Annotated in this window: 19 protein-coding genes; 15 read left to right on the top strand and 4 right to left on the bottom strand. The window is 68.1% G+C overall.

Translation table 11 applies throughout. The features are described 5' to 3' along the window. Positions 1-9 precede the first annotated feature (9 nt). The 6 genes from I3F54_RS23825 (at position 10) to I3F54_RS23800 (ending at position 11,780) form a co-directional block, all read left to right on the top strand. On the top strand, positions 10-804 hold the full coding sequence (locus I3F54_RS23825) for an alpha/beta fold hydrolase (protein WP_240120906.1): 795 nt from the start codon (positions 10-12) through the stop codon (positions 802-804). Beyond that, positions 801-5,897, top strand: a complete 5,097-nt coding sequence (locus tag I3F54_RS23820) for an SDR family NAD(P)-dependent oxidoreductase (RefSeq protein ID WP_240120945.1) — start codon at positions 801-803, stop codon at positions 5,895-5,897. The genes I3F54_RS23825 and I3F54_RS23820 overlap by 4 nt, the downstream gene beginning before the upstream one ends. Before the next feature lie 117 nt (positions 5,898-6,014). Further along, positions 6,015-7,415 (top strand): hypothetical protein, encoded by a 1,401-nt coding sequence (locus tag I3F54_RS23815; protein WP_240120905.1) that lies wholly within the window; start codon positions 6,015-6,017, stop codon positions 7,413-7,415. Between the two features lie 382 nt (positions 7,416-7,797). Next, a complete protein-coding gene (locus I3F54_RS23810; RefSeq protein WP_240120904.1) occupies positions 7,798-9,102 on the top strand; it encodes an MFS transporter in 1,305 nt (434 codons plus the stop codon). Next, entirely contained in the window at positions 9,089-10,462 is a 1,374-nt protein-coding gene (locus I3F54_RS23805; RefSeq protein WP_240120903.1) for a hypothetical protein, read from the top strand. The genes I3F54_RS23810 and I3F54_RS23805 overlap by 14 nt, the downstream gene beginning before the upstream one ends. Positions 10,463-10,472: 10 nt before the next feature. Further along, complete coding sequence (locus I3F54_RS23800; RefSeq protein WP_240120902.1) at positions 10,473-11,780, top strand: hypothetical protein; 1,308 nt, start codon at positions 10,473-10,475, stop codon at positions 11,778-11,780. 1,628 nt (positions 11,781-13,408) lie between these two features. Here I3F54_RS23800 and I3F54_RS23795 read toward each other — a convergent pair. Both I3F54_RS23795 and I3F54_RS23790 read right to left on the bottom strand, forming a co-directional pair. Beyond that, positions 13,409-13,690, bottom strand: coding sequence for a hypothetical protein (locus I3F54_RS23795; protein ID WP_240120900.1), 282 nt, complete (start codon positions 13,688-13,690; stop codon positions 13,409-13,411). Further along, positions 13,672-14,649, bottom strand: a complete 978-nt coding sequence (locus I3F54_RS23790) for a hypothetical protein (protein WP_240120899.1) — start codon at positions 14,647-14,649, stop codon at positions 13,672-13,674. Before I3F54_RS23790 ends, I3F54_RS23795 begins: the two co-directional genes overlap by 19 nt. A gap of 869 nt (positions 14,650-15,518) precedes the next feature. Here I3F54_RS23790 and I3F54_RS23785 point away from each other — a divergent pair. Continuing rightward, the gene (locus I3F54_RS23785; protein ID WP_240120898.1) at positions 15,519-16,625 is read left to right on the top strand and encodes a LuxR C-terminal-related transcriptional regulator; all 1,107 of its coding nucleotides are present in this window, start codon (positions 15,519-15,521) and stop codon (positions 16,623-16,625) included. 187 nt (positions 16,626-16,812) lie between these two features. Here the strand turns inward: I3F54_RS23785 and I3F54_RS23780 are convergent, their stop codons facing one another. Both I3F54_RS23780 and I3F54_RS23775 read right to left on the bottom strand, forming a co-directional pair. Continuing rightward, entirely contained in the window at positions 16,813-17,313 is a 501-nt protein-coding gene (locus I3F54_RS23780; protein WP_240120897.1) for an HNH endonuclease, read from the bottom strand. Positions 17,314-17,437: 124 nt separating this feature from the next. Further along, entirely contained in the window at positions 17,438-17,887 is a 450-nt protein-coding gene (locus I3F54_RS23775; protein ID WP_240120896.1) for a hypothetical protein, read from the bottom strand. 502 nt (positions 17,888-18,389) lie between these two features. Here I3F54_RS23775 and I3F54_RS23770 point away from each other — a divergent pair. The 8 genes from I3F54_RS23770 to I3F54_RS23735 all read left to right on the top strand — a co-directional run bounded on the left by I3F54_RS23770 (position 18,390) and on the right by I3F54_RS23735 (position 26,305). Continuing rightward, on the top strand, positions 18,390-19,127 hold the full coding sequence (locus tag I3F54_RS23770) for a DUF2786 domain-containing protein (protein ID WP_240120895.1): 738 nt from the start codon (positions 18,390-18,392) through the stop codon (positions 19,125-19,127). A gap of 67 nt (positions 19,128-19,194) precedes the next feature. Next, positions 19,195-19,437 (top strand): hypothetical protein, encoded by a 243-nt coding sequence (locus I3F54_RS23765; protein ID WP_240120894.1) that lies wholly within the window; start codon positions 19,195-19,197, stop codon positions 19,435-19,437. A gap of 29 nt (positions 19,438-19,466) precedes the next feature. Further along, positions 19,467-19,931, top strand: coding sequence for a DUF6197 family protein (locus tag I3F54_RS23760; protein WP_240120893.1), 465 nt, complete (start codon positions 19,467-19,469; stop codon positions 19,929-19,931). Positions 19,932-20,024: 93 nt separating this feature from the next. Beyond that, positions 20,025-21,791 carry a ParB N-terminal domain-containing protein gene (locus tag I3F54_RS23755; protein WP_240120892.1) on the top strand — a complete coding sequence of 589 codons (1,767 nt, stop codon included), beginning with the start codon at positions 20,025-20,027 and terminating at the stop codon, positions 21,789-21,791. Positions 21,792-21,857: 66 nt separating this feature from the next. After that, entirely contained in the window at positions 21,858-22,280 is a 423-nt protein-coding gene (locus I3F54_RS23750; RefSeq protein WP_240120891.1) for a hypothetical protein, read from the top strand. Between the two features lie 135 nt (positions 22,281-22,415). After that, the gene (locus tag I3F54_RS23745; protein ID WP_240120890.1) at positions 22,416-23,633 is read left to right on the top strand and encodes a hypothetical protein; all 1,218 of its coding nucleotides are present in this window, start codon (positions 22,416-22,418) and stop codon (positions 23,631-23,633) included. A gap of 378 nt (positions 23,634-24,011) precedes the next feature. Continuing rightward, positions 24,012-25,121 (top strand): hypothetical protein, encoded by a 1,110-nt coding sequence (locus I3F54_RS23740; protein ID WP_240120889.1) that lies wholly within the window; start codon positions 24,012-24,014, stop codon positions 25,119-25,121. Between the two features lie 551 nt (positions 25,122-25,672). Next, the gene (locus I3F54_RS23735; RefSeq protein WP_240120888.1) at positions 25,673-26,305 is read left to right on the top strand and encodes a hypothetical protein; all 633 of its coding nucleotides are present in this window, start codon (positions 25,673-25,675) and stop codon (positions 26,303-26,305) included. Positions 26,306-26,487 lie beyond the last annotated feature (182 nt).

The following is a 26,487-nucleotide window of genomic DNA, read 5'->3' as shown; positions in this document are numbered from 1 at the left end:
CCGGGGCTCTTGGAGGAACACCTCGTCGCACTGCGCGGGGAGGGAACGTCGGCGCTGGTGTTCGTGCACCCCGCGAGTGGGATGGCCACGGCCTTCCGGCGCCTGCTCCCCCAGTTGGAGGGCGACTACCAGGTGCTCGCCTTCGAGAACGCCGGTCCGGCGAGCACCGAGCTGTGCTCGGTCGGTCGCCTGTCGGCCCGGTACACCGACGAGCTGATGTCGTACGGCATCGAGCACGTGGTGCTGGCCGGTTGGTCCTTCGGCGGGTCGGTCGCCGTCGACATGGCAGCACGGCTCGAAGCGGCCGGGCGGAAGGTGTCCGGGATCGTACTGATCGACTCGGGATGCCCGACCATCCTCGACCGCGCGGAACGCACCCTGGGGGACGAACTCGCGGGACTGTTCGAGTTCTCGTCGACCGAGGAACTGGAGCTGGGACCGGCGCCTTCGGAAGAGGAGACCTGGGCCGCGGTCCTGCGGGTCCTGCGGGACCGGTACCGGCTACCGTCACTCACCCGGGCGGACCTGGAGCCCTTCCTGTCCGCCTTCACCTGGCACCTTGAGGCGATCCGCGCCCCTTGGACGCCGCCCCGACCGACCGTGCCGATGTTCCAGATCCGAGCCCGGCACGAGACCGGCTGGGGAGCAGTTCCTGCCGATCTCGGCTGGACCGCCGCCCTGGGGGTGCCGGTCCAGGTGACCGAGGCCCCCGGCAACCACTACAGCATGCTCAACACGGACCACGCGGCTGAGTTCGGGACTGTGCTGACGACTTGTCTGGAGTGCCTGGAGTGGCCGAAATGAGAATCGAGGACGACACCGTGGAGCAGGACACAGCCCCGGACCGCATTCCCGAGAACTGCGTCGCGATCGTCGGGATGGCCGTCAGGGCGCCCAAGGCACCGGATCTGGAGTCGTTCTGGGAGATGTGCGTCCGCGGTGAGGACGGGACGACCACCTGGTCGCGGTCCGCGACCGAGCCCACCCGGGTCCCCACCGCAGGATTGTTGTCCGACGTGGACCTCTTCGACGCCGCGTCGTTCGGGCTCAGTCCCGCGGAGGCGGAGGTCCTCGATCCGCAGCACCGGGTCTTCCTGGAGCTGTGCTGGGACGCGCTCGACGGTTCGGGCGTGGTGCCCACCTCGGATCTGCCGACGGGGGTGTACGCCTCGGCGGCACCCAGCAGCTACCTGGTGCCCCAGGGCAGTTCCGAGGCCGCCAAGTACCAGGTCCTTACCGGCAACGCGCCTGACTTCCTCGCCACCCGGGTCAGCTATCTGCTGAACCTGGAGGGCGAGGCGGTCAACGTCCAGACTGGCTGCTCCTCCTCCTTGGTTGCCGTCCACCTGGCGGTGGAGAGCCTGCTCTCGGGCAACATCGATGTGGCGCTCGCCGGCGGAGTGACCGTCAACCTCGGCCTGGCGGACGGTTATGTCTTTGAAGAGGGCATGATCACCTCTCCCGACGGCGTCTGCCGGCCTTTCGATGCCGAGTCGGACGGCGCCGTGCCGGGCAACGGGGCCGGCGTGGTGGTGCTCCAGCGCCTGGAGGACGCCATCGAGCAGGGGAGGGTGGTGCACGCGGTGATCCGCAGTACCGCCGTCAACAACGACGGCTCCGAGAAGACGAGCTTCCTGGCCCCGAACCGCCGCGGTCAGACGGACGTGCTGCTCTCCGCGATCTCCCGGGCGCGGATTCCCGTCGAGAGCGTGGGCTATCTGGAGACGCACGGCACCGGCACCCGGCTCGGTGACGCCATCGAACTCGCCGCCGCGCAGGACGCGTTCACGGCGCTCAGCGGCGCGGCGGGCTTCTGCGCCGTCGGCTCGCTCAAGGCGAACTTCGGGCACCTCGACCGGGCCGCCGGAGTGGTCGGCCTGATCAAGGCCGCCCTCTGCGTGGAACGCGGGGTCCGCCCGCCGCTGCGGAACCTGCGCTCGCCGCTCCCCGACTTCGTCGGCGGGGCCGTTCCGTTCACCTTCCCGACCGGCGCCGAACTGTGGGACGCCGACGTCCGGCGGGCCGGGGTCAGCTCCTTCGGCGTCGGGGGCACCAACGCACACGTGATCGTCGAGCAGCCCCAGACCGCTCAGCGCGCCGGGTCCGCTCCGGTCGAGGGTCCGCAGGCGATACCGCTCTCGGCACCGCACCAGGCCGCCCTGACGGCGGTCGAGGAGACCCTCCGCGAGCGGCTGGACCGCGACGGCGCCGATCTGGACCTGCTGCACACGCTCGCAGCAGGCCGACGCCGTCACCGCCGGCGCAGCGTGCTCCTCCGCACCGGCGGAGCGGGCACGACCCGGGTGACCGCTCTGGAAGGCACTCGCTCGCCGGGCGAGTGTGCCGGTGCGGTCGCCCTCGTGCTCGCACCCGCCCAGGCGGCACCGGCCGGCGACTTCGGCCCGCTGCTCAGCCGCTATCCGGTGGCCCGCGAGCGCTGGGAGATGGTGACCGCCCGGGCCGATGCTGCTGCGGACAGAGTCTGCCAGGGTCTGGGGACGGACAGGGACGAGCGCGCCGCTGCCGTCCTGCGGATCGCCCAGCACCTTGCCGTGGTCGAGCTCCTCACTTCCTTCGGCGTCGAGATCGGCTCGTTCCACGGGCGGGACGACGACCCGCTGCTGGGCCTCCTGCAGGGCGATTCGGATCTCGAACGCTGCCTGCAGGAGCTGCCGTACGCCCCTGCCCCAGACGCCGAGGAACCGACCGCGACCGTCGACGGGCCGTGCATCGACCTCGCGGAGATCATGTCGCACCCGGACGGCTGCGTGGCTGGGCTGTTCGCCCAGCTGTCCGCGCTGTGGGTGGCGGGGCAGGAAGTCGACTGGGACGCGGTCAATCTCTCCGGACAGGGCTCGATCGCGGAACTGCCGGGATACCCGTTCCAGCGCCAGTCGCACTGGGCGCACGCCCCCGGGGCGGAGCCCGGTGCTACCGGGCGGTATGGCCGCTGCGTGCTTGAGGAGCCGGTCTGGGTGCCCGACGCCGTTCGACCGGGAACACCGCGAGTACCGGCGCAGGTGCGCGTCGTGGGTGAGGGACGTGTCGCCGACGCCCTGCGTGAACGGCTGGCACGCATGGGCGAGGACACCCGGGCCTCCTCCGGCAGTGCCGTGGTCGTGGTGCTCGAAGGCCGGGACGGAGAACCTGCCGGTACCCCGTCCGATTTCGACCTGAGGCGCTGGCTGCGCGAGACCGTGCTCGGTCCCGCCGGGGCGCTCGCCGAGAACACGACGGACCTCGTCCTGGTCTCGCGGGGTGGCTTCGCGGTCCTCCCCGGCGAACTGCCCGATCTGCGCCAGTCCGGCCTGCTCGGGGTGCGGGCCTGTGCCCCGCACGAGGTGGTCGGTCTCCGCGCCTCGGTCCTCGATCTCGAACCGTGCGAGCCAGGTGGCGCGGCGCTGGACGTCGACGCGGAGCTGGACCAGATCCTTTGGCAGTTCGTCGACGGCAGCGAGGACCGGGCACTGCGCGGCGGCTCCGGTTACCGGCGGGTCCACCGGCCGGTCGACGGCTTGCACCCGAGCCTGCTGCGCTGGGGCGGCACCTATCTGGTCCTGGGCGGGACCGGGAACCTGGGTATGCATCTGGCCGAGACGATCTGCGAGCAGACCCGAGCCAGGGTGGTGCTGGCCGGACGGAGTGCGGCCGGGCCCCGGTCGGCGGAGATTCAGGCCGCTGAGCGACGGATTCGCGCATCCGGTTCCCGGATCGAGTGGGCCACGGTCGACTGCACCGATGCCGAAGACCTGCGCCGCCTCCTCGCGGAGGTGGCCGGCGAATCCGGACGGGTGGACGGCGTCTTCCACTTGGCCGGCGACACGGATCGGGACGCGTTCTCCGAACTAACCGAGACCACCGAGCAGTTGGCTTTCGACACGGTCCGCGCCAAGGTCGACGGGGCACGTTTCCTCGCCGCCGAGCTGGAGAACGTCGAGCACGACTTTGTCGCGCTGTACTCGTCCCTGTCCACCGTCATCGGGGCGCGTACCTTCGGGCCGTACGTCAGCGCCAATGCCTTCCTCGACGCGCTGGCCCGGGTGCAGACGGCTCGTACCGGCCGACCGTGGATCTCGATCCAGTGGGACGGATGGTCGCACGACGGCAGGAGCAGCGAACGCGGCCTCAGCAGGGAGGAGGGCGCGCTGCTGCTGCGGGCCGCACTCTGCACGCGGTCCGCCGTGGTCGCACCGGCCACCGAGCCCATCGCCGCCCGCCTGCGAACGATCAGCCGTGATCTGCGCGCGGTCGCTGGCATCATGACCGCCGACAGCGCTCCGGCACTTGGTACTGACGCTCTGGAGGCGGCGCTGGCCGCGATCCGGGCGGTCACCGGCCACAGTGAGGTGCCTGCCGACGAGACCTTCGTCGCCCTGGGGGTCGACTCTCTGCAGATGATGCGGTTCGCCGCCCGGGTGCGCCCACTGCTCCGCCCGGACGCCACCCTGGCCCGACTGGTCGCCTGCCGGACGCCCCGGCAGGCCAGCGAACTGCTCATCGGCGGAACGGAAGCAGCGGCTGAGCAGCATGCCGCAACTGTGGCCGTGCACCGGGACCTACTCTCGACTATGCAGGAACGCCTTTATTACGAGAACCAGTTGGGCGGGGACAGCGACTCCTACAACGTGCCCTTCGGTTGGACCGTCAACCAGGAGGTCTCGGAGCCCGAACTGCTCGCCGCCGTGCGGGCGGTGCTCGCGGAGCACACCTCTCTGCGCTCCGTCTTCGCGACGGATCGTACGGGCATCCCCAGGCGCACGGTGATCGACGCGAGTGCTGTTCCGGTGGACGTGGTCGGCGGGCTGCCCGACGGCGAGCACCCGGAACGGCTCCTGGAGGAGTTCGTCTCGCGGCCCTTCGACCTGGCCGCCAACTCTGCCAGGGTGCTGCTACGGCAGAGCTCGGGAAGGTGGCAGGTGATCTTCGTCTGCCACCACATCGCGGTCGACGGCTGGTCCACCGATCTGATCGGCGGTTCGCTGGTGGCTCACCTCGCGGGCGGCGAATCCGCCCGACCCGCGGGCGACTACGCCGATTTCGTCGCCTGGGAGCAGGCCTTCCGGGCAGGTCCGGAGCACGCCCGGCAACTCGATTTTTGGCGGCGGACCCTGGACGGCGCGGCGCCCACCGTGCCGCCGCGGGACCGCGACGCCGACGGGGGCGACAGCGTGGGCACGCTCTCGCGCTCGATCGGGGCACGGACGGTGATCGACCTCCAGGAGATGGTCGCGATCGAGGGTACGACGCTCTTCGCCGCAGCGCTGGCGGCCTTCGCCGGTTCCCTCGCCCGCTGGTGCCGGACGGACGAGGTCCTGATCGCGACCAACATCTCCAAGCGTCCGCTGCCCAGCCACGAGAACATCGTCGGGCTTCTCGTGGACCCGGTCCTGCTGCGCCTCCGACAGCGGCGCCCGGATCACGGGCCCACCTTGGGCGCGAGCCTCGCGGATACGCGCCGGCAACTCCTCGAAGCGATGGGCAACTCGGACATCCCGTTCCTGGATGTCCTGCCGCTGTTGCGCCGGGAGTCGAGGGCCCGCTCCGGTGCCTTCGGCGTGATCGCGACGATGTTCGACTCCGAGGCGGCGGACAGCAGGGTCGAGGCGTTGGAGATCCCACTGCCAGGGACCGCGAAGTTCCCGCTGGCCGTCGAGTTCCGGTCCAAGGCCGGTGTGCTGCGGATCAGGGCGCTCTACGACCGGTCTCTGTACCGAGAGGCGACCATCGGCACGCTGCTCGACGACATGGTCCGCTACCTGGAGGCCTTGGCCGTACAGGGGCCCTGTGGGGCACTGCCGGTCACGGAGGCACGCCCTCCGTCGCCTCTGCGCGAGCGGCTGGCCGCACGGTTGACCTCTGCGGCGGCGGCTGGACCGTCCGGGGAGGTGCTGGCATGACCCGATGCGCCGTACCCGGTTACAAAGGCGAGGGGTTGATCCGTCGGAGCAAGTGAGATTCTCGGGCGGGGCACCTGCCAGAACTGAAAGACCGCACATGGAAAAGGGGAATACCTGATGCACGCCGACGCGTCTCCCGTCGATCTCCGGCCCGGCCCGGCTCACCGCGACTGGGCTCGCCGCCTCGCGGCGCTGAGCAGTGGTGAGGCGGCCTGCACGGGGCGAGAAATCGAGTACAGCTGCCGTGAGTTGGGTATTTGGCAGTACACGGACCTGGTTCCGGTGCAGCCGTTCGTGGTCGACGCCGCGAGCGGCCGTACCCTCGACCGGCTGAATTCGCAGCTCACCCGCCTGTTGGTGGACCATGCCGTGGACATCTCCGCGGGGGACTTCGGACGGCTAGCCGATCACACCGGCGTTCCTCAGGACGCTCGCTGGTTTCTGCCAGCCGCCCAGCCGCTCGGCCGGGTCCTGGGTTGTTCCCGGGCGGACGTACTGGTCGAGTCGGGGCAGCCGAAGTTCCTCGAATTCAACTTCGGGGCCTGTCTCAACGGGGCGACGCCCACCCCGGTGCTGACGGAGGCCCTGTTCAAGTCCGGCCCCGGTATCGAGGCCCGTCGCGCGCACGGAATCGGTGCGCAGTCGACCTTCGCGGCCCGGCTCAGCTGGATCGTGGACCAACTGCCTGAACCTGGCGGCCGGGTGGCTCTGCTCGGATTTCCCTGGGACGGGGACGAAGGTTCGTTGCGGGCATTCGAGCTGGAAGCCGCCTATCACAGCGCGCACGGTGTCCCCTGCGACTTCGTCCCGTTCGACGAGGTCGAGATAGACGCAGGTGGGCTTCACTGGCAGGGCGTCACCTACGCGGCCGCGGTGAAGTACTTCATGGCTTCCGAGCGGGTGGTTGGCGAGCACGCGGACCGGCTGGTGGCCTTGGAACAGAGCGGAGTGCCGCTCTTCGGCGGGCAGCTCGCGGCACTGTTCACTAGTAAGGCGCTGCTGGCCGATCTCTTTCAGCGCACCGATTTGACGGCGGAGCAGCAGCGGCTGCTCGACCACGTTCCGTGGACCGCCCGACTGCAGGAGGGCCCAGCCCGGCGGCAGGGGGCCCTGGTCGACGCAACCGAGTGGGCAGCCTCGCACCGGGAGAACGCGGTGCTCAAGCCGTGCAATGCTTTCGGCTCACGCGGCGTGGTTCTCGGTTCCGTCACCCCGGCCGGTGAATGGGAGCGACTGCTGAAGGACGCGGTCGCGAGCGACGATTACGTGGTGCAGGAGGCCGTCGAAGCCGACCCGTGGCCGCTCCTCTACTGGGACCGCCAGCGCGAGGAGCTCACTGAGGTCACCGCACCGGTGCTGCTCGGCCCGTTCCGCGTCGGCGAGCGCAGCGCCGGCTGCTACACCAAGCAACCCCGCGTGAACGAGGCAGCCAGGTTGCTGCGCCACCGTGACGGCGTGTCGTTCGGTTGTGTGGTGACTGCCGGGGAGGACACGCTGGCAGAAGGGCACGGGCGGTGACCTCTCTCGACGAAAGCACAGTTCGGCAGGGCTCGGACCCCCTGCCGACAGCCTCGAGTACCGGTCGCAGCTGAACCGTTGCTGCTCGCCTTCAGCTGCGCCAACCTCGTCGGCCGCGCAACGGACGAGGCCGACGAGGTTGGCGCGTGATCGAGCACATCGCGGCTGATTGGGATTACGCCGCGGAACCCTTGGCGACCGTCGATGCGCCCGTACTGGCTGGCCGCCCTGTCGTCGACGGCAAGTAAGGGGGCTGCTTCACCAAACAGGGCCGGATCCGCTGACGATTTGATTGCCCGAAGAGCGGGGTCTCTTTCGGCTCTTTTCACCTCCGCAAATTCGACTCGATGGTAAGTCGCGTCATGACAAAGGAACCTGCAGAGTGAATTCACCCGAAACGGCCGATGCCGCCGACAAGCGGCCCACGGGCTCGGCCGCGACAACTACCCAGACCGCAGGAAGGTCCAAGCCCCGCCTACGGGCACTACTGACATCTTTCGCGTTCGCCAACCTCGCGGACGGGTTCACGTTGGTGACACTGCCGCTACTGGCGGCAGAGACCTCTAGGTCGGCACTGGCGGTTGGCACTGTCGCCGCATGCCGGATGGTGCCGTGGGCATTGCTGGCACCTGCGTTGGGTGTGTTCGCCGACCGGTCCGCACTGCGTGCGGTGTTGCAAGGCGCGAATCTCCTACGGGCCTCCAGCCTGGTTCTCGTGGCGGTCGCCGTGGCGGGAGGCTGGCTGAACATCCCCATCCTGGCAGCAGGCGCGCTGCTAGTCGGCATCGGTGAAGTGCTCTACGACGTCTCGGCGCAGACGGCACTACCCGCCATTGTCTCCGCAGATGAGTTGGAGAGCGCCAACTCCAAACAGACGGTGCTTGGGGAGCTACTGAACGGCATGATCGGCCCGGCACTGGGCGGCATGATCATGGCTGTCAGCGCGAGCTGGTCGCTGCTCTCTAGCGCGGCCTTGTACGCGATGGCGATTCTGGCCGCGATGCGCCTGCCTCGGCTCGCCGCGGAGCGCAGCGAGAGCGTCGCGGGTTACCTCCCGTCGATGCTGGAGGGGTTCCGAGCTATTTGGCGCAACCCGTTGCTGCGTGTGTTCATGCTGATGACCGCGTTCGGAGCCTTGACCTTCGCTGGATGGCAGCCGCTGTTCGCCCTCTTCGCAACCGACAAGGACCTGGTCGGCCTGGACAGCTTCCACTTCGGGCTGGTCTATTCGATCGGGTCGCTAGGAGGCATCGCGCTGTCGGTCGCAGCCCCCCGGCTGATCCGGTGGATTCCGCGTGTGCACATGCTCACGGCCTCGCAGCTCCTCGGCGGAGTCTTCCTCGCGCTGCCCGTGTTCGTGCCGACCTTCTTGATGGCGAGCATCGCTCTCGCCGGATACAGCGCGTGCGTGATCATGTGGAACGTCATCACGGTCTCCTATCGTCAGCGCAGTGTGCCTCGTTCGATTCTTGGCCGCGTCAACGCGTCCTACCGGGCACTTGCCTGGGGGCTGATGCCCTTGGGGCCTCTCCTCGGCGGCGCGGCCAGCAGCGCCACTGACAGCGTCGGCAATGGTCTGCTCGCACTGGTGGTGCTCTCCGTAAGCGGGGCCCTGTTCCTGCCGGCCATCTACCGGCATCGCCACGCACTGGCATCTCAAATAGAGGTAGATCATGCCCGGGACTAACACGCTCCAGACCTGCTGGGACGAGCACCTTCTAGGCACAGCAACAGGGCGCCAGCTTTCCATTGATCTTGCCGAGCGCCTGGATGCCATGATGAGCATCGGCCCCTACCGTCACCCCGAAGGCCCCGTGCCGATCCGCCCCGTGCTCATCACGTCCGAACGTGGGCGCGAACTGGAAGAAGCCTCGATACGTCTGCTCGATCTCGTTGACCGGACGTGCCGTGCCCACGCGAGCTCGGTGGCCGAACTGGCGGACCGCGTGGGATACACACGCCCGACCGTTTCGTTGCTCAGCGACAACCCGGCGCAGAATCGTGCCGTGCTCGGTATGGCACGACCGGACGTCGTGATCAGCGGGGGAGCTCCCAAATTTGTCGAATGCAACATCGACAGCGCGCTTGCGGGACCCGAGCAGATCGCATTGTTGAACGGCTTCTTCCGGGACACTGTTCGGTCTACCGGTTGGGAATGGTTGGACGACAAGCGCGTAGGCGTCCCCGACTCTCTGCGCGCGCGCAGTCAGCTGGCCGTGGACAGCGCGAAGGCCCGCGGTGTGGATCGTCCGGAAATCCGAGTGCTGGGATGGAGCGCCGAGGGCTTTGGGTCCGAGAGGTACTTCAGCGACGTCATTTCCGACCTTGCCGGACGGGGCGTATCCTGCGAGTTTGCGCTTCCAGGCGACCTCGATTTCTCAACATTCCTGACGCATCGAGGCCGTCGTGTCGATGTCGTGCTGCGTATGTTCACTACCGGCGAGGCTGCCGAAGAGGGCCTTGACCTTACACCCCTCGCGCGTTCAACGGAGACAGATACAGCACTCACGCTCTCGCCGGAGTTGGGCACGCTCTACACGAGCAAGCGAGTTCTTGCCTGGCTCAGTGAGTCTGCCGATGAACTGTCATCTGCCGATCGAGAGTTCGTCGACACCTACCTGGCGTGGACCCGGGTCGTCTCGGACACCGAGGTGACCTGGAAAGGGGATCGTGTCGGCCTGCTGAAGCTCCTCCGCACCAATCGCAATGGATTCCTGCTCAAGCCGTTCGACCAGCGCGGCGGTGCGGGCTGCGTGGTGGGGCGGGACGTTGAGGAAAGCGAGTGGGAGGATGCCCTCGAGTCTGCTGTGGCGAACGGGCGCTATGTGGCCCAGGAGTTCTGGCCGCCCGACCCCATCAACGTGCCGGTTTTCCATCATGGCGACGGCGAGGTCAGGTCCATCTCTGCCGCCTCGGTATTCAGCCCGATCATCTTCGGCCGGCGTCTGAGCGGCGTCCTGGTCAGGCACACCAACGTGTCCACCACCTCGATTGTCAACGGGGTGCGAGGCGGAGTAATGAACACGGCTTGGACCGTGTCGAGCTGAGGAGCGATGTATGACTGCTATATGGGATGACTTGCCTTCCCCAGTGGAAGCGGCCGCCACAGCCCAACACATCCGCGATCGCATGCGCGGTCTGCGATTCACGCCGGAGCAGGAAAGGACCGCGATCCGTCCAGTAGTGCTGCCTGCGGAGACCAGGACTGCGGTCCATGACGCGATGGAAGGGTTGGTTCGTCTCCTGCACAAAATCTGCTGGTCGTTGACCGACGATCCGAGAGAACTCGTGCAGCGGGCAGGTCTGCTGCCCTACCAAGTACCACTGCTCGGCGCCGGCGGCACGTCGCACGAGATTGAGTTCTCCGCGAGTAATGCGCGTGGGGACACCGTGTTGCGCGATGGGGTGCCATTGTTCGTCGAGTGCAACTTCGGTGTCGCGAACGGGGGGCCAGTCACGGCCCACTATCTTATCGCCGCCTACCGCGACCTCTTCGGGATGGAGCCGACCCGCGCGGGGAATGAGCCCGCCGAACCTCTTGAGGGCTGGGTCAGGATGTATGAGCGTATCTGCGCCGAGAAGGGGCTGAAGCGGTCCGTGGTGAACGTCGGTACGATGCGGGATTCTGACATTCCGGACAGGTGGTACTACGACGCGGAGTCCGAGTATCTGAAGAATCATGGATTTGAGAGCGCTTTTGTCGAACCAGAATTCTTCGACTCGCCGAAATCGGGTCGTCCATCCTTCGATATCGGGCTGAAGAACTTTCTTCCCGAGGATTGGCGCAAACTCGGTATTTCGTGGGACGGAATCGCACGGGCTCACCAGAGCACGCTGTTCATGGTCCCGGACTCGGGCTTGGCGCTGTCGAGCAAGCTAGTCCTCGCCTGGTTGAGCGAGGGATCGGTACCGCTTACTGCCGACGAACGAGCCTTCGTGGATCGTCACATCCCGTGGACCCGGCTGATGCGAGCTGGCTCGACTGAACATGAGGGGACCGAGAAGAACCTGATAGACCTCGCCGTCATGCGGCAGCGGGACTTCGTGCTGAAGCCCATCAACTCTGCTGGCGGAAAAGGCGTTATGGTCGGGCGGTCCAGCGATCCCGGAGAGTGGAAGAATCGATTGCAAATGGCGTCTGAGACTCGTGATCACGTACTGCAGGAATATGTGCAGGCGGATCACATGGAAATGGACTACTATAATGCCCGCACCGGCAGGGTGGAACGAACTGGCGTGTCTTACATTCTCGGCCCCTACGCGGTGGACGGTATCTGCTCAGGCAGCACAATAAGGCACGTCCCGCTAGGTAAAACCGAAGTGGTGAGTTTTCACCGCGGGGCATGCATTAATATGATTTACTGAGGTCTGGGGGGTGCTGATGTCTATATCCCCAAAGTCGCCGACGTCCACGGTGTAGTCCACGTCGCCCAGTGCCGTTTAGCCAGAACAGGTACGCGAGTGCCTTTCCTCGCACATACTCATGGACGGATTCTCGCCTGTTATCGATATTGCAGCGTAGCACTGGCCTACGACCAACCCGGCCTGCCGGCAACCCACACCACCGCTCCCGTGGGATCCGCTTTCAGCGGATGCCGTTGACGCCGCAGACCAGGTGGTGTCTGCTGCTGGCCTGGCGGCGGTCGACCGCCGCCAGGCCCGTCGCGGTGCCCCCTTCTCGGGCTTACGTGGGACGCGTCCACGTACGCGTGGCTCAAGTCCAGTTCCCCGGCTGCGTCCAGCCCCGGCAGCCGGATCCACTGCAGTTGCTCGAAGACTCGTACGTCTTGCCGGGCGATCTCCGTGGAGAGCACGAAGGGCACGTGACACGGGCCGGGGGGCGGGTGACCGCTCCGACAAGGGGTGGCAGCACCGGCTCGAGCATCGCCCACAACTCGTCGTCCACGACCCACGGCTATCGGGTCTGGGTTCTGTGCCGCAATGCACCCTTGATGTCTCCCCACGGTGCGTCCACTGGTCGGGCATAAGTCGGGCGAAACGGGAAGCGCGTGGACGCATGGTTGGCACGGGATCAGGTTGACGCAGTTTGGAGGGTCTGCGCCAATTCCTCCCAAGCTCTGGCGTAGGCCAGGGCAAGCTGGGTGACCGACTGCGCGCAGTGCGCGGGAACGGCTGCAGCGATCCTGTCCACCTCTTCCGGGGCAACGGAGCATGCTGCAAGCTTCTTCACCAGCGCCCGTCCCGCCTCCGAGAGTCGCAGGGACGGATCTCTCGCTAGTGCCTTGAGAATCCGAGGGCCTTGGAAAGGCTCGATCGACGTTCGCGCTGCGCTGGTGACGCTGGTGCGACCGGATGGCAGTGCCCGGAACTCTTCAGGCGGCGCCCAGCCGCGTGAGGGCGTGGTGCGGACACCGCCGTCGCCGACGCCGTGCGCATTCGGACCGCCGACCTGAGACGAAGCGGGTCCGGCAGAGTCATCCAACGCCGTGCGCCTTGACGCATGAGGTGGCTGCATGGCCCGCTTCCGACCGTCACGGCCGATCCTCATCGTCGACTGAGGAATTTCCTCACTCGGCTTCTGGCGGACGACCGCCACAGTCTTGGGTGACAGTCCAACGATCCCCGCGACCGCCCGATCCGACCATTCAGGACGGCCCCGGAGGATTCTCGCAGCCGCGGCCTTGCGGTCTGCGAGGGAGAGGGGCATCCCATGAGCGTTGTTGGCTTCGACTGCCCGAATAAAGCAGTTGTCCTCGGAGTCATCCACAAAGGTCACGTCCAGTGACCGGTCGCCTCGTAGGCGAGCGGCCATCAGCCGGTGCACCCCGTCGATGACGCGCATCGTCCCTCGGTGCACAAGGATCGGCGGAAGCAACTGCGTCTCCGCAAGCACTCGAACATGCCCGTTGTCGACGCCACGGAGCCGAGGTGAACTTCCCGTCACAAGCAGCCTGATGGGGACCCGCTCGACGGGAGGAGGAGTCGCGCGTGGCGTGCGCCGGCCTGTAGTCGCGATAACCGAATCCACTCGCCTACCTCCCTTTCGCGTGCTGGCTCGGAGACGCCTGATCGGTCACGGTGACCGCTCGCTGGGCGAACTCCGAGAGTTGGACGATGCTGCGTGCGTACCCTTGCAACCGGACACGGGCTTCTGTGTGCCCTGCTCCTGCGGCGCCGCGCAGGAAGAGACTGGCTTCGAGACGCTTGATCCGCGCGGTCACCGTCTGCTGGAATAGATTGAGTTGACCAGTCGCCTTGCTGGAGTTGGGCCAGCCGGCCACGGCTAGGAAGGTGTTCAGATAGCTGACGTCCATGGACCCTCTCCGTACAGTTCCACCGCGGCCAAGGCCGCGGCGTAGTCACGCACCACTGTCTTTTCTTCGGTGTGGAGTAGCTGAACCCGGGTCACCGGCGGTGCTCCGCCAACCACTGAGCCGTGGTAGCTCTCCAGCGCCTTCAGTTCCCGCATGAGGAGGCGGAATCTCGCAGAACCGGGCGCCGGAGTGGCCAGGCTGACCCAGGCCGCGTGTCGTAGCCGCCGGTAGGGCCTGGAGGCGCGCAGCCGGAACCATTCCGGGGCGAGATAGGCGAAGACAGTCCAGTCGGCCTGTCCTTCGCCGATCGCCTCGCGCGTGAGTAGCGGCTCGTCGGTCGCGCAGATGCCCGCGTTCGGGGCGCCCTGGACCGGACCGTGCGCGGTGTGCTCGAACTCCGTGCAGGCCGGACCGTTACGCAGCCCTGCCGCGTCGAGTCCGCTCAGGGTGAGGTCCACGAGCCGGTCTTGCCGCACGCCCCGGCGGGCGAGCAGCATCGCACCCCGCGGTCGGCCGTCAGCCTGTGGCGAGCCGGACTGCCGCATCTCCCAGATATCGCAGATGTAGTGGACCCCGTCGAGACTCACTGAATGAACCTTGAATCCCGTCTGGCTGACTATTTCCGCAGTATTCTGCAGGGCCACGCTTTTTCGCATGCCACTGTTTCGCAGGCCCAGATGCGCGCTCAAATCAGCAGCTAATTCGACCCCGGTTCCGAGTCCGGGCAGCACAGCTACCGGCTGGGAAGAGGACACACGGTCCACCGTGTCCATGAAATGGCGGTTGTGCACCACGAGGTCACGAAAGTCATCGCGCCGAAAGGATGATTCAAACCACTCAGGTATTTCTGCAGAGCTCTGTACGTGAACAATTTCATAGCCTCGCATCCGGATCGGGGACACGAGCAGTCGTGCGTTAGAGTAAGCATCGACCAGAGCCACCACGGGCCGATCGGTCATCCTGACTCCTCCTTCTTTACACCAAGCATTCCCATCCATGCACTGCCCCATCTATCGGTGGCTCGAGGAAAGGCGGGCCCGACCATCAGTAGCGTGCGCCGTTTGCAGTTCCGGCCGCAGGACGGCACTCAATGAGATTCGCGAAGGCGAATTCCGAGACGTGGAGCCACGCAGAGCCGTGCCGACCGCCTCGGCAGACACTCCCGGACGACGGTCGGCCGAGACGCCTCGGCCCCTCTCAAACGCCCTCCCCTACCGACGCGTTGATGCCGAACGCGTGCGTCCCTCGCCCTGCTCACCGCGTTGCGCCAGGCCGTCGGCTTACGGTGGCACTAATTGGGGCGGGCGGACCGTCGAGCGCGCCAGTGTGAAGCACTCGCCTCGGGGTGCTCAGTGCCGTAACCGTCTGATACTCCCGCGTGAACCGGCACCCAGGTGCGGGGGTGCCCATTTTCGCTAACGGACGACATTATGGATCACCGCTAAGAATGCACTGGGCGTCTCCGAATTACGACAAATTCTGTGTGTATCGGATATGAGTCCTGCGGGTTCTCGCGGGGTGTAAGAATTGGCATTCCTCATGCCAGACCCAATGGGCGACGCTACCTTGGCCACCCTGATTTTCAATCCACTGGGACCGCATCCCGGGCGGCTACGGGGAATTGGAGGGGGCCCGCGGCATCAGTCGGTCCTGGGAGGTCACCCCCACGCAGAGTCATACGGCGTGAGAGTTTCCTGATTCTGCGAAGCGGACGCCGTGTGATCAGTATTCGTCAGCGTCGTACTGTCCGCATGAAGATTGATGGCGCCGAGGGCCAACAGTGCGGCCGTTCCGAGTCCGACAGAGATGGTGCGAATGCGGTAAATCATTGGTCTCCCTCGATTTGCGACTGAGTCACCGTTTCGGTGTTCAGAAGCATCCTCTGCCGTTCGCCGCGAGTGAAGATTCAACTGGCATCATGAGTGGGCAGTGCAAGAACGTGAAGTGGGGACAAATGTGCACAGAGAAGGATCAGGTGGGGGTAACGCAGCTCCCTGAGCTGTGCGAGCAGGGCCTGGCGCGCTATCGCGAGGCGCTGGTGGCAGGTGGCGTCGTGGCGGACCGGGTCCCTGACTGCCTGGTCGACTTGGGGTTGTTCCGGTGCATGCCGGACAACCCGGGATCCCTCGTTCCGGTTCCTCCAGCCCTTGCCACTGCTTCACTTTCCCGGCCGATTGAGCGTGCAATCATGAGGCACCAGGACGCCCTGATGGCGATCCGCGCCACGATGGCCCGGGTGGAGGTTGTCTACGCGGAGGCCCAGCAGAGCGGCGGCACCTCGGTCGAGGTGCTCAGCGGCGAAAGCGTGATCGGAGCCGCTCTGGAAGAGGCGGTGCAGTCTTGCCGTGAGGAGTTGCTGACCGCCCAGCCCAACGGCGGCCGCTCGCCGGAGCTCCTCGCCGAGGCCCTGCCGCGCGATCTCGCCCTGGCCGCTCGAGGCGTCAAACAGCGCACGTTGTACCAGCACACGGTGCGGGGACACGGTCCCACGCTTTCCTACATCGAGCGAGTGGTGAACGCGGGTGCGCAGGTCAGGACGCTTGACGAGGTGTTCGAGCGGCTCATCGTGTGTGACAACAAGACGGCCTTCATCCCCGGTCCGCATGACCGCCGCCAGTCCGCGTTGGTCATTCGGCAACCCAGCGTCATCGAGTACCTGGTCAAAGGCTTCGAGCAGGCGTGGAGCCGTGCGGTAGCCGTGGGAGAAGCCCCCTCCCGGCTGCGCCCGCCACTCCTTACCGACGAGACCCGAAGGGCCGTGCTGCGGCTCATGGTGGAGGGCTACACCGACGACGCGATCGCGGCGCGACTGGGCATCAGCAGACGAACGGTGGGCACGCACGTCCAGAAGACCTCTGAAGTTCTCGGCAGCCGCAGCCGCGCACAGCTTGCCTACCTCATCGCACAAACCGACCTTCTGGACCACTCCATATAAGAGCTCATGATCCCAGGGCTTTGTGTCTTGAGTCTCACGTTCCGAACTGCGACGGCATAGAGGTAGACAAGGCCGCGGAGACAGAGAAGGTCTTCTGACGCGTGCGACGACGGGCCCTGACAGACCTCATCGTGTCTGTCGGGGCCCGTCTGTCCTTCGGGGGGTTGGTTTCGGAGGGCGGCGAGGTTCACCACAGGCTGAGCGGGCGCCCAGCCGCGATCGCTGCACGGACGCGAGCTTTGATCGACTCCGCGGACTCCCCGCCCTTCCGGCCGGCCTCGATGGCGGCGCCGATGGCGCGCGACCTTCCGGCCGGGCCGCGGACGTCAGCGAGCGGACTGCTCGGGTCGCGGCGGCGGGCCAGCCATTCGGCCCGGTTCTCCGCCGCCGTGCCGAGGCGCAGGTGCGTCGGCTGCTGGCAGGAGTGGTTGTCGCAGGTGTGGCAGACGGTCGGGCTGTCGGTTCCCCAGCCAAGTCGGGGGATCACGCCGTGCGCGAGCTGGTATCCGTACAGGTGGCCCGGCACCGTGCCCGTGCGTGTCCTGCCCGGCCGCGACGCGGCCCTGAAGCTGGCGTGGCCGGTGCTAGAGATCCCTCCGAGGAAGAACCAGCAGTCCTCGGTTGACGGGGTCCGGTAGACCTTCGCCCAGTACCGGGCTTGAACGGACTCGTCGGCCAGCCAGCGCATCCACTCAACGGCCGGTATGCGGACGGGCGTTGGTTCACCGATGAGCGAAAGTTGCTCGTCAACGTGAATGGGCCCGGCCCCGTTCACCGCCGAGAGCGGGAAGAGGCCGTGCCCGGAGTCGTGCTCAGGCGGCATCAGCCCGGCCGTCATCCGTCGTGGCCGCCGGGGGCGAGGTGTCCGGGGTCGAGGAAGCGGCGCCGGCCGCATCCGGTGGAGGCTTACGGGTGCGGGTGGAGCGAGGCCGCTCGGCGCGGGCCCGCAGCTCCTCGATGACCTCCTTCGCCCGAGCGGCGGTAACAGGCTTCGCTTCCCGTTCCAGCTCATCTGCTGGGACGCCCAGCAGTTCCGAGACCAACTCGGCGTCGTTGTCGAACAGCCGCAGGACGACAGCAGCGGCTTCCCGCGCGGCGACATCGGCCTCCTCCTTCGCCGTGGCCGCTTTCGCTGCGGCCTCTCGCGCGGTCAGCGTGTTCGCGGCGGCTATCTCGCGCGTCTTCGCCTTCAGTGCTTCAGCAGCGCGAACCCGCCGCCGCAGCTCCGACGTGCTTACCGGCCCTGCCGAATTGGTGCTCACCCGTGCCCCCAGTCCTGTTCGAAATCGTGGCTCGTCGCGCGCACCGTAGGCACAGGTCCGCGGACATCTCGAACCACGGGTCGGTGGGGTCAGGTCAGTGATCAGTGCCTCCGGCGGGGGATCGGCCGGCACCGGGGCGGAGGGGGCTTCGTGCCCGGCTGCGGGTTCGTGGGGGTGAGGGTGCTTCCATCCCGCACACCGTCGACCCAGCCAAGGCGAGCAGACACGGCACCGGGCGTCCAGGTCGTTCGTGCAGTGGCGCGCTCCACCTGGACGCCCGGCACCGCGTCCGCTCCACTGCGTGTGGGTCGACGGCGTACGGGATGGAAGCGGGTGAGTGGTACGGAAGGAGCGTTGCCACCTGCGGGTTTGATGCGGAGCAGGCTTGCCCCGAACCCAATAATATGGTTTAATTAGTGGTGTCGGAAGGGGAGGGCAACCCCCGACCGGCGAACGGCGGACCGACCGGCCGCCGACAACCTCTCTCACCAGGAGAACGCACGTGAGCACCACGAAGGCCCCCGGAAAGCTCGACACCATCCGCGCTCTGCTCGCCACGGCGGAGGACCCCCGCACGCCGGAGTCGGAGGCGGAGTTGGCCCGGAAGCGGGCGTTCGAGATGATGGCGAAGTACGGCGTCGAAGAGGCCATGCTGAGCGACGGGCAGCCGTCGCGGGACGCGGTCACCGCGAAGTACGTCGACCTCCCCAACCCGTGGGCCATGTCCCGTGTCCGGCTGATCTGCTTCATCGCTCAGAGCGTCGGGTGCAAGGCCGTGCACATGGGAGTGCGGGGCAAGGTGCGCCGAGTTCACATCGTGGGCCATGAGTCCGACATCCAGCGTGCCGAGGTTCTTTACTCCTCGCTCCACCTTCAGATGCTCGGCGGGCTCAGTGCGCAGGTTGTCCCGTACGGCGTCCGCAGCGCGCGGGCATGGCGGAACTCGTGGACCCTCGGGTTCATCGAGCGCGTCATTGCACGGCTTGAGGCGATCGAGCAGGCAGCCCGCGCCACCGCCAGCGAGGAGACGTCGGCCACCGGCCGCAGCGGTGAACTCGTGCTGGCCGACCGTGACGCGAAGGTGGAAGCGCTCTACCGCGAGGAACACCCGCACGTCCGGCACACGCGCGGCTCGTACAGCGGCAGCGGGTACGGCGACGGAGCCGCCGCAGGCAACCGCGCCGACATCGGAGGCAGCCGCCGCATCGGTGCCCAGACCACCGGAGCGATAGCAGCCTGACCCGCCCGTCTCGCCGGGGCGGCAGCCCGCCGCCCCGGCCCCCGCTCGAAGCGACGAGGAGTCACGCATGTACATGGAATGGGCCCGATTCCACAAGACCGACGAGAACGGCCGCCACTACTTCCAGATCTACAGCTTCCCCTCTACGTGGGCCGCCGCGACGCCGAAGGAGCCCGGCACCGGCCGGATCAGCGAAGCCGCCGCCCTTGCCTACTCGATCATCTCCATGTCCGGCTGGCAGTGGCAGACCCCGTGTCACTGCGTCGAGTGCACCATCACCGCCAAGTCCGCCCAGTACGCAGCCAGTTGACCGCCACCGACCACCGCCAGGAGAACGCGATGCCGTCCCGGAAGCCGCCCGCCACCCCCGCCCGCATCCTCACCGCCGCCGCCGACCACATCGAACGCGTCGGGCTCTACCAGGGTGACCACCTCTGGCAGCCCGGCCGGATGGGCGACAGCGCCCCGTGCACAGTGCTGCACGCCTGGGAGCGCGGCGTGCGCTCCGCCCGGCCCCGCTGGTCCGTACGCGGTGAGGCGTGGGACATCTTCCAACGCGCCCTGTTCGACTCCCTTGTGGTACTCAGCAACCAGGCCAACGGCCGCCCCGTGTCCGGCGTCCGGTGGCGAAAGCTCAAGCTCACGGAAGACGCCTACCGGCGCACCCTCCTGTGGTGCTGGGGGGACGAGCCCGAGCGGACCACCGCCGAGGCCGCCGCCATGATCCGCACCGCCGCAGCCCTACACCCGAGTGACGGCGATCACAGCATCCCCGGTTGCCCCACTCTTCAGAACGTGGTTTAATTAATGGTGTCGGAAGGGGGAGGGCAACCCCCCCGACCGGCACCCCACCGGGCCGAACGGCCCGACCAACTCTCACCAGAAAGACAAGGACCGATGACGAACACCAAGACCCAGGCCGGCGTCCAGACCTCCCCTGCCCTGTGGCCGACCCTCACGGTCGCCGAGCTGGCCGCGCACCCCGGCAACGTCCGCGACATCGAGGCCCCGGCCGATCTGCTGGCTGACGTGAAGGACAGCGGCATCGTGGAGCCGCTGTACGTCGTGCGCACCAACGGCGACGTACCGCAGGTCATCGACGGGTTCCAGCGACTGGCCGCCGCCGTCGCCGCAGGGCTGGAGACCGTGCCGGTCACCCCGCGCCCCGTCATCCGGATTGACGCGCTCACCCCGCACCCGAAGAACGCCCGCGAAGACCTCGACCTGAACGCACCGTTCGTGGAATCCCTCCGCGCCGAGGGGTGCCGCATCCCCGTCAAGATCCAGCGACTCGACGGCGGAGTCCTCCAGGTCAACGACGGAAACCGCCGCTACCACGCCGCGACGGACGCGGGTCTTACCCACCTGCCGTACGAGTGGGAGGACGACGACCGCGACGCGGCCGGACAGTTCCTCGACATGATCACAACCGCTCAGCACCGCAAGAGCCTCACCAAGACCGAGGTGAACCAGGCCATGTTCAGCGCGGCCGAGGCGGGCGCGCAGGTGGGCCGCATCGCCAAGGCCGCAGGCGTACGGCAGAAGGACGTCAAGACGCTGGTCAAGGTCCGGTCCGACGAGAAGCTGTCGGCCGCCGTCAGCGGCGCGAGCAGCTACGAGTGGACGTTCGAGCACCTGGCCGCACTCGGAGAGTTTGCGGACGACGCCGAAGCGCTTGCCGCGATCACCGAGGCCGCCGCCGACGACGACGCCGACGAGGGAGACGTTGACTGGGCCATCGCGGTCGAGCGGACCAAGCGCGACAAGCGGACCAAGGCCGAGACCCACCGCGCGGAGCTGGAGGCGACCGGGCAGAAGATCAGGGACGCCGAGGAACTGTCCGAGCGCGCCATGCCCGTGTGGCGACTGCGCGGCATCAGCACCGAGGAGCACGCCGACTGCAAGGGTCTGGTGTGGGTGTTCGACGAGCGGCGGGCGGACCGGTACGAGCCCTACTGCTCCGCCCCCGGCCTGTACGGACACACGGTCCCCGAGGGCGGAAACGGCAGCGGCACGAAGACCGCCGCCGAGGTGGAGGCCGAGCGCGCCGCCCGCGCCGCCGTCAAGAAGGGGAACATCGACTGGGACGCGGCCGAGGCCCTGCGCCGGAAGTGGATCACCGACCTGATCAAGCGGCGCAACCTCCCGAAGACCACGACCAACCACCTCATCGGACATGTGAACAACGCTCTTTTGAACGCCAGTTGGGGCCTTGACGAACTGGTCAAGGAGCCGACGACGGAGATCCTGGCCGCCTTCCTGGGGCTGAGCACCGAGCAGGCCAAGGACCGGGGCAGCTTCGCCGGTCACGTCGCCAAGGACCCCCGCAGGGCCCCGCAGCTCCAGTTCGCCGCCATCGCCGCCGTACGGGAGAAGTGCGCGAACCGCTCCGCGTGGAGGACGGACAGCCAGCGCGCCCCGTGGACGCGGACGCCCACCGGCCGCTGGTTCCAGGTGCTCGCGGCTCTCGGGTACCCGCTCACGCCCATTGAGCAGTCGGTCGTGGACGACGAGCCTTACGACCCGTCGAAGAAGAAGCCCCGCGCCATCACGACGGGCAGTGAGCCGGAGGCCGAGCAGGAGACCGGCACCGACGAGGAGGAGGGCGAGCCGGACGCCGAGGAGGCCGACGACCCCGCCAGCGACGATGAAGCCGCCGCCTAACCACCTCAGCCGCCCGACGCCGGGGGCGGGAACCCTCCCGCTCCCGGCCACCCCAGGAGCCCCACAGTGACCCGTACAGCCCTGCTCGAGACCCACGCCGACGACCACGGTTGCGGATGCGTCCCCGCCCCCGCCGAGCCCGACCCCGGCACCACCGCCGACATCATGCAGGCCCGCGCCATCGCGGGGGGACTCGCAGAGTTCGGCGTCGGGCCCCGCCGCTGGTCCGCCGCCTACGACCACCAGGTCGCCGCCGTCGTCCTGCGCGTGGACACCCCGCGCGGGCTGTACGCGCTCGCCATCCCCGCCCCCGGCGCAGCGTTCGCCGTCCACCACCGGGGCGAACGCATCGGCGCACTGGACTGCCGCCGCACGTACGGCACCGCCGACAGCTACACCGCCGCCCTGTTCGCCGCGTTCCTGCGCGACCGCGCCGCACTGGACATCCCCGGCCGGGATGCTTGCCCCACACCCCAAAACATGGTTTAATTAATGGTGTCGGAGGGGGAGGGCAACCCCCCTCCGACACGACGGGCCGCCAGCCGGCCCGAGACCGGCCGTACGCGGAGGGCAACCCGCCCGGCCGGGCCCGCGATCCCTCTCTCACCAGCAGGAGTACCCACGATGACCAGCGCAGCCATGCGGTTTTCCATCCCCGCGACCGCTCAGTCCCGCGTCCGTCAGCTTGTCGAGGCCACCAACGCCCGCGCCGCCGTCCACCACCTCAGCGCGTACGCGCTCGACATCTCCGAGCCGTTCCTTGCCGACTACCGCGACCTTGACGGCCGCGTGATCGGCAAGCGCCCCACCGTCACCGTGACGATCTCCGGCGACATCCCCCGTCACCACGGCTGGACCGTCATCGCCCGCCTGGACCACGACGAGGAGGGCGAGACGATCACCAGCCTGTTCCCCGGTCTGCCCGAGCAGGACGCCGAGGCCGCGCGCCAGTACCGCGCCATCGAGAACTTCTGCCACGGGTGCGCCGTCGCCCGGCACCGCACCGCCACCTACCTTGCCCGCCACGAGACCGGCGAGATGCGGCAGTTGGGCACGACGTGCGTCGAGCCGTACACCGGCCTGCCGATCAAGGGACTTGAGGCCCTGTGGCGGTTCGGCACGCTGAAGGACTGCGACTGGGACGGCGAGGGGGGCGGCATCCCGGCCGATCTCCGCGTCCCGGTGATCGAGGTGCTGCGGGTGACCGCCGCCATCGTGAAGACGGAGGGCCGGTTCTACAGCCGGTCCGAGCAGTGGAAGGACGCGTCTCCGACCGCCGACGGCGTCGAAGCGTACTTCTTCGACCGCAAGGCCCCGCAGGAGTGGAAGGACGCTATCGACGCCGACCCCGACGCGCCGACCACCGCCGCCGCCGTCCGGGCATGGGCCGTCCAGGGATACGGCAGCCTCTCCGACTACCGCCACAAGGTGGGGCAGCTCGCCAAGGGTGAGACCGTCGACCCGCGCCACCTGCCGACGCTCGTGTCCGCCATCGCGGGTTGGTACCGCGACCAGGAGAAGGAGGCCACCGAGCGGGCCGCCCAGAACAGCAAGCCGCAGGGCACCGTGGGCGAGCGCATCACCACCACCGCCACCGTCACCACCGTGATCGAGCTGGAAGGCCGGACGTACGGCTACCACACCCAGCGCCGCCGACTGGTGAAGTTCCAGGACCCGAGCGGCAACGTGTTCGTCTGGTTCAGCTCCGCCGCCGATGTCCCCGACCAGGGCGACGAGGTCGAGCTGACCGGCACGGTCAAGGACCACAGCATCTACGGCGAGACCGCACAGACCGTACTCACCCGGTGCCGCGTTGCCGCACGCGAACCGGTCGCCGCGTAGCAGGAGCCCGGCCGGGCGGGAGCCACCGCCCGGCCGGACCCCGGCCGCCGGGCCGTGGGGTGGGCGGCATCGAGCCGCCCACCCCACGCTCCGCCCACCACCGACCAGGGCCGCCCGCGTCGGCGGCCGGCCCCGCTCACCGGCCCCCGTACGAAGGGCGTCCCTCCGGGACGACTCAGCCCGGCCCGGCCCGGCGTCCGGCCGGAACGTCCGGGCCGCAGGCGGCCCTCCCGTCCCGTCCGGACGCCGGGCCAAACGGGCGTGCCCTTCGGGCACGACGGCCCTGTCCATCGCGCTCCGCGCGACCACGGGCGGCATCTCCCCGACGCCGGAACGGTACGCCGCCGACCGCACCGCCGAGATCCCGAGGAACACCCCATGCCCAAGAACGCGTCCGCCGTCCAACATCAGGTTGCCCCCGCGGGGGACCCGTCTCCGCAGACCTGTCTCCAGGTCGCCAGGCAGGCCGCGATCCTCGCCGTCACCGCAGCCGACGACGCCATGACTGCCGTCTGCCGCAGCCGATCCGGCGCTACCGCCCGCTTGGAGGCGGCCATGCACGCGGCCCACAAGGAAGCCGTCGAAGCCGAGGGTCACGCCGACCGCGCCGAGCAATACGCCGACGACCCCACCATGCCGAGCAGTGCCCCCTTGTACTGCGCTCGTGCGGCCGTCGACCACGCTGTTCGGGCGCAGTCGGCCGCCGGAGTCGAGACGACGGCCGCCGACCTGCGGGTCGAGCTGGAGCGGAAGTTGACGGCGGCTGAGTACGCCGAGCGGGAGACCGAACGCCGCCGGGAAGAAGCCGAGCGGGAGGCCGAGGAGCGGGCGGCCACCGGCATGGACGCGGACAACCGGGACCGGGCGGCGAGGAACCGCTATCTCGCCGAAGGGCATGTTGCCGAACTCGGTTGGACGGCGGGACACGTCCGTGTGCTGGAGGCCGCCGCGTCCGGGCGCCTGTACTGGCGAGGCGGGCGGGCCCGGCAGGCAGCGCGGCACGGCGTGTGGAACGGTGGCCGGCGGATCAGTCGCGAGCGAACCCAGGCACTGTTCGCCGCGCGGTTCCTCGTCGCCGTCCGTCAGGACGACGGCACCCGCGTACTGATGCCCAGCCCGATGGGCCAAGTCGCACTTGAGCTGGCCCGGCTCCATCCCGCCGGGCTCCACGGCAGCGACAAGGCCGCCTACGAGGCACGGTTCGCCCGGGTCCGTCGACGCCATAAGCGCCGCGACGACCAGAAGGCCGCCGCCCGCGTGCTCCCGCCGCTCGATTCCAGCGCGCGGAAGTTGTACCGGAAGCCGGTCACCCTCACCGAGCAGCAGGCCCGCGCCGAGCGCGACGCCGTCGACCGGTGGGAGGACGAGGGCGGCTACTGCCCCGGCGCGGACACTCCGCGCCCCGCAGCAGGCGTCCCCGCGAATCCGCCCGTCCGGATCATCCTGCCCCTGCACCGGCACACCGCCGTGCAACCCGCCTTGTGGTGACGGTGATGCATCCGAGGAGCCCGCCGCGCTACCCGCGGACCCCGGCCGCACAGGCGCCGCGTACGACCAACAGCGACTCCGGCGAACAGATTCGTTGGGTGCCGGCGAGGGCGAAAAGGCTGCCTCCGGCGGGTCCTCCTCGGAGGGGGTGGGGGCTGGTCGGTCGGGTGCCGCGCCGTTGTGGTGCGGGTGGTGAAGGCGGGGTTCCCTCCTCGGCCGGACACCCAGGGGGCGTATCAGGAACCCGGACACGGCGTCCAGGCCAAGCCGCTACGCGGTCGCTACGCGAGCCAGGACACCGCGCCCGGAACCCTGATACGGCGGAGCTGTCCGACCGAGGAGGGAACCCCGCCCAGGCCCGTTGTGGCCGGGCTCGGCCGGGCGGGTGCGGATCGCCGGTGGAGGAAAAGAGCAGGTCAGAGCGTCTATCCGGGTTGACCCAACCCCTAGAACATGGTTTAATTAGTGATGTCGGAAGGGGAGGGCAACCCCCGCCCGGCACCCGGTAGGCCGACCGGCCGCCGACAACCTCTCTCACCAGGAGATGGACGATGAACACGCCTCTCACCGTCGCGGAACTGTCCCACCCGATCGCCCTCGAACTCGGCGGAAACTGGCGACCGCAGCCCGCGCGCCACGGCGTCCAGGAGCTGGACCACGCCGCCACGTTCACCCACCTGGACGGCCGACAGCTCCACCTCTCCGAGCGGTTCGATGACCCCGGACATCTGCACATCCGGGGCGCGTTCCCCACCACCGACTATCCGTTCCACAGGGGCGAGCGCGACACGGTCCGAGTTGCCATGAGCGAGGACCCGGCGGACATCGCGGCCCGGATCGCCGCCGACCTCATTCCCGTGCACCGCAAGGTTCACGAGCGGGTGAAGGAGCACAACCGCGCACAGGCCGCAATGCGGCGGGGTGTTGAGGAAGCCGCACGCGATCTCTCCGACCGACTTCCCGGAGCGCGAACCCGAATCGACGGCACAACCGCCTTTGTCTACATGGATCTTGAACCGGGCGAAGTCCGTATCGGACTCGACGGCGACACGGTGAGTCTTGTACTCAACGACGTACCCCGGATTATCGCTGACGCCGTCGTATTCGCGGTGAGCCGATTCCTTCCCCATGTTCAGACCCCCGAGGGAGAGCGCGGCGAATACGTCGACGGATACGCCCTCTAATTCCCACGCGTCACGGCGGCGCGCTACCCCAGCGCGCCGCCCTCCCCAGAAAGGCCCCCGGAATGAGCGCCGACGTATTCACGATCGAGCCGCAATGGATCGTGCAGGCCCCGCACCAGGGGCCCGGCAAAGTCGTTGGTCATCCGGTCAGGAGAAGGTTGATGGGGCGGTCGGTGTCGCGG

Origin of the sequence: Streptomyces sp. MUM 2J (assembly GCF_022414535.1) — a bacterium.
GTDB lineage: Bacteria > Actinomycetota > Actinomycetes > Streptomycetales > Streptomycetaceae > Streptomyces.
Note: the sequence above shows the minus strand (reverse complement) of the source record. Positions and strands in the feature narration are given on the sequence as shown.

What these genes read in the sequence shown, in the direction of transcription:
- I3F54_RS23820 (WP_240120945.1), top strand. Translation starts at nt 801, where the DNA reads ATGAGAATCGAGGACGACACCGTGGAGCAGGACACAGCCCCGGACCGC.
- I3F54_RS23735 (WP_240120888.1), top strand. Translation starts at nt 25,673, where the DNA reads ATGAACACGCCTCTCACCGTCGCGGAACTGTCCCACCCGATCGCCCTC.
- I3F54_RS23790 (WP_240120899.1), bottom strand. Translation starts at nt 14,649, where the DNA reads ATGACCGATCGGCCCGTGGTGGCTCTGGTCGATGCTTACTCTAACGCA.
- I3F54_RS23795 (WP_240120900.1), bottom strand. Translation starts at nt 13,690, where the DNA reads ATGGACGTCAGCTATCTGAACACCTTCCTAGCCGTGGCCGGCTGGCCC.
- I3F54_RS23755 (WP_240120892.1), top strand. Translation starts at nt 20,025, where the DNA reads ATGACGAACACCAAGACCCAGGCCGGCGTCCAGACCTCCCCTGCCCTG.
- I3F54_RS23765 (WP_240120894.1), top strand. Translation starts at nt 19,195, where the DNA reads ATGTACATGGAATGGGCCCGATTCCACAAGACCGACGAGAACGGCCGC.
- I3F54_RS23740 (WP_240120889.1), top strand. Translation starts at nt 24,012, where the DNA reads ATGCCCAAGAACGCGTCCGCCGTCCAACATCAGGTTGCCCCCGCGGGG.
- I3F54_RS23780 (WP_240120897.1), bottom strand. Translation starts at nt 17,313, where the DNA reads ATGCGCTGGCTGGCCGACGAGTCCGTTCAAGCCCGGTACTGGGCGAAG.
- I3F54_RS23815 (WP_240120905.1), top strand. Translation starts at nt 6,015, where the DNA reads ATGCACGCCGACGCGTCTCCCGTCGATCTCCGGCCCGGCCCGGCTCAC.
- I3F54_RS23760 (WP_240120893.1), top strand. Translation starts at nt 19,467, where the DNA reads ATGCCGTCCCGGAAGCCGCCCGCCACCCCCGCCCGCATCCTCACCGCC.
- I3F54_RS23800 (WP_240120902.1), top strand. Translation starts at nt 10,473, where the DNA reads ATGACTGCTATATGGGATGACTTGCCTTCCCCAGTGGAAGCGGCCGCC.
- I3F54_RS23805 (WP_240120903.1), top strand. Translation starts at nt 9,089, where the DNA reads ATGCCCGGGACTAACACGCTCCAGACCTGCTGGGACGAGCACCTTCTA.
- I3F54_RS23745 (WP_240120890.1), top strand. Translation starts at nt 22,416, where the DNA reads ATGACCAGCGCAGCCATGCGGTTTTCCATCCCCGCGACCGCTCAGTCC.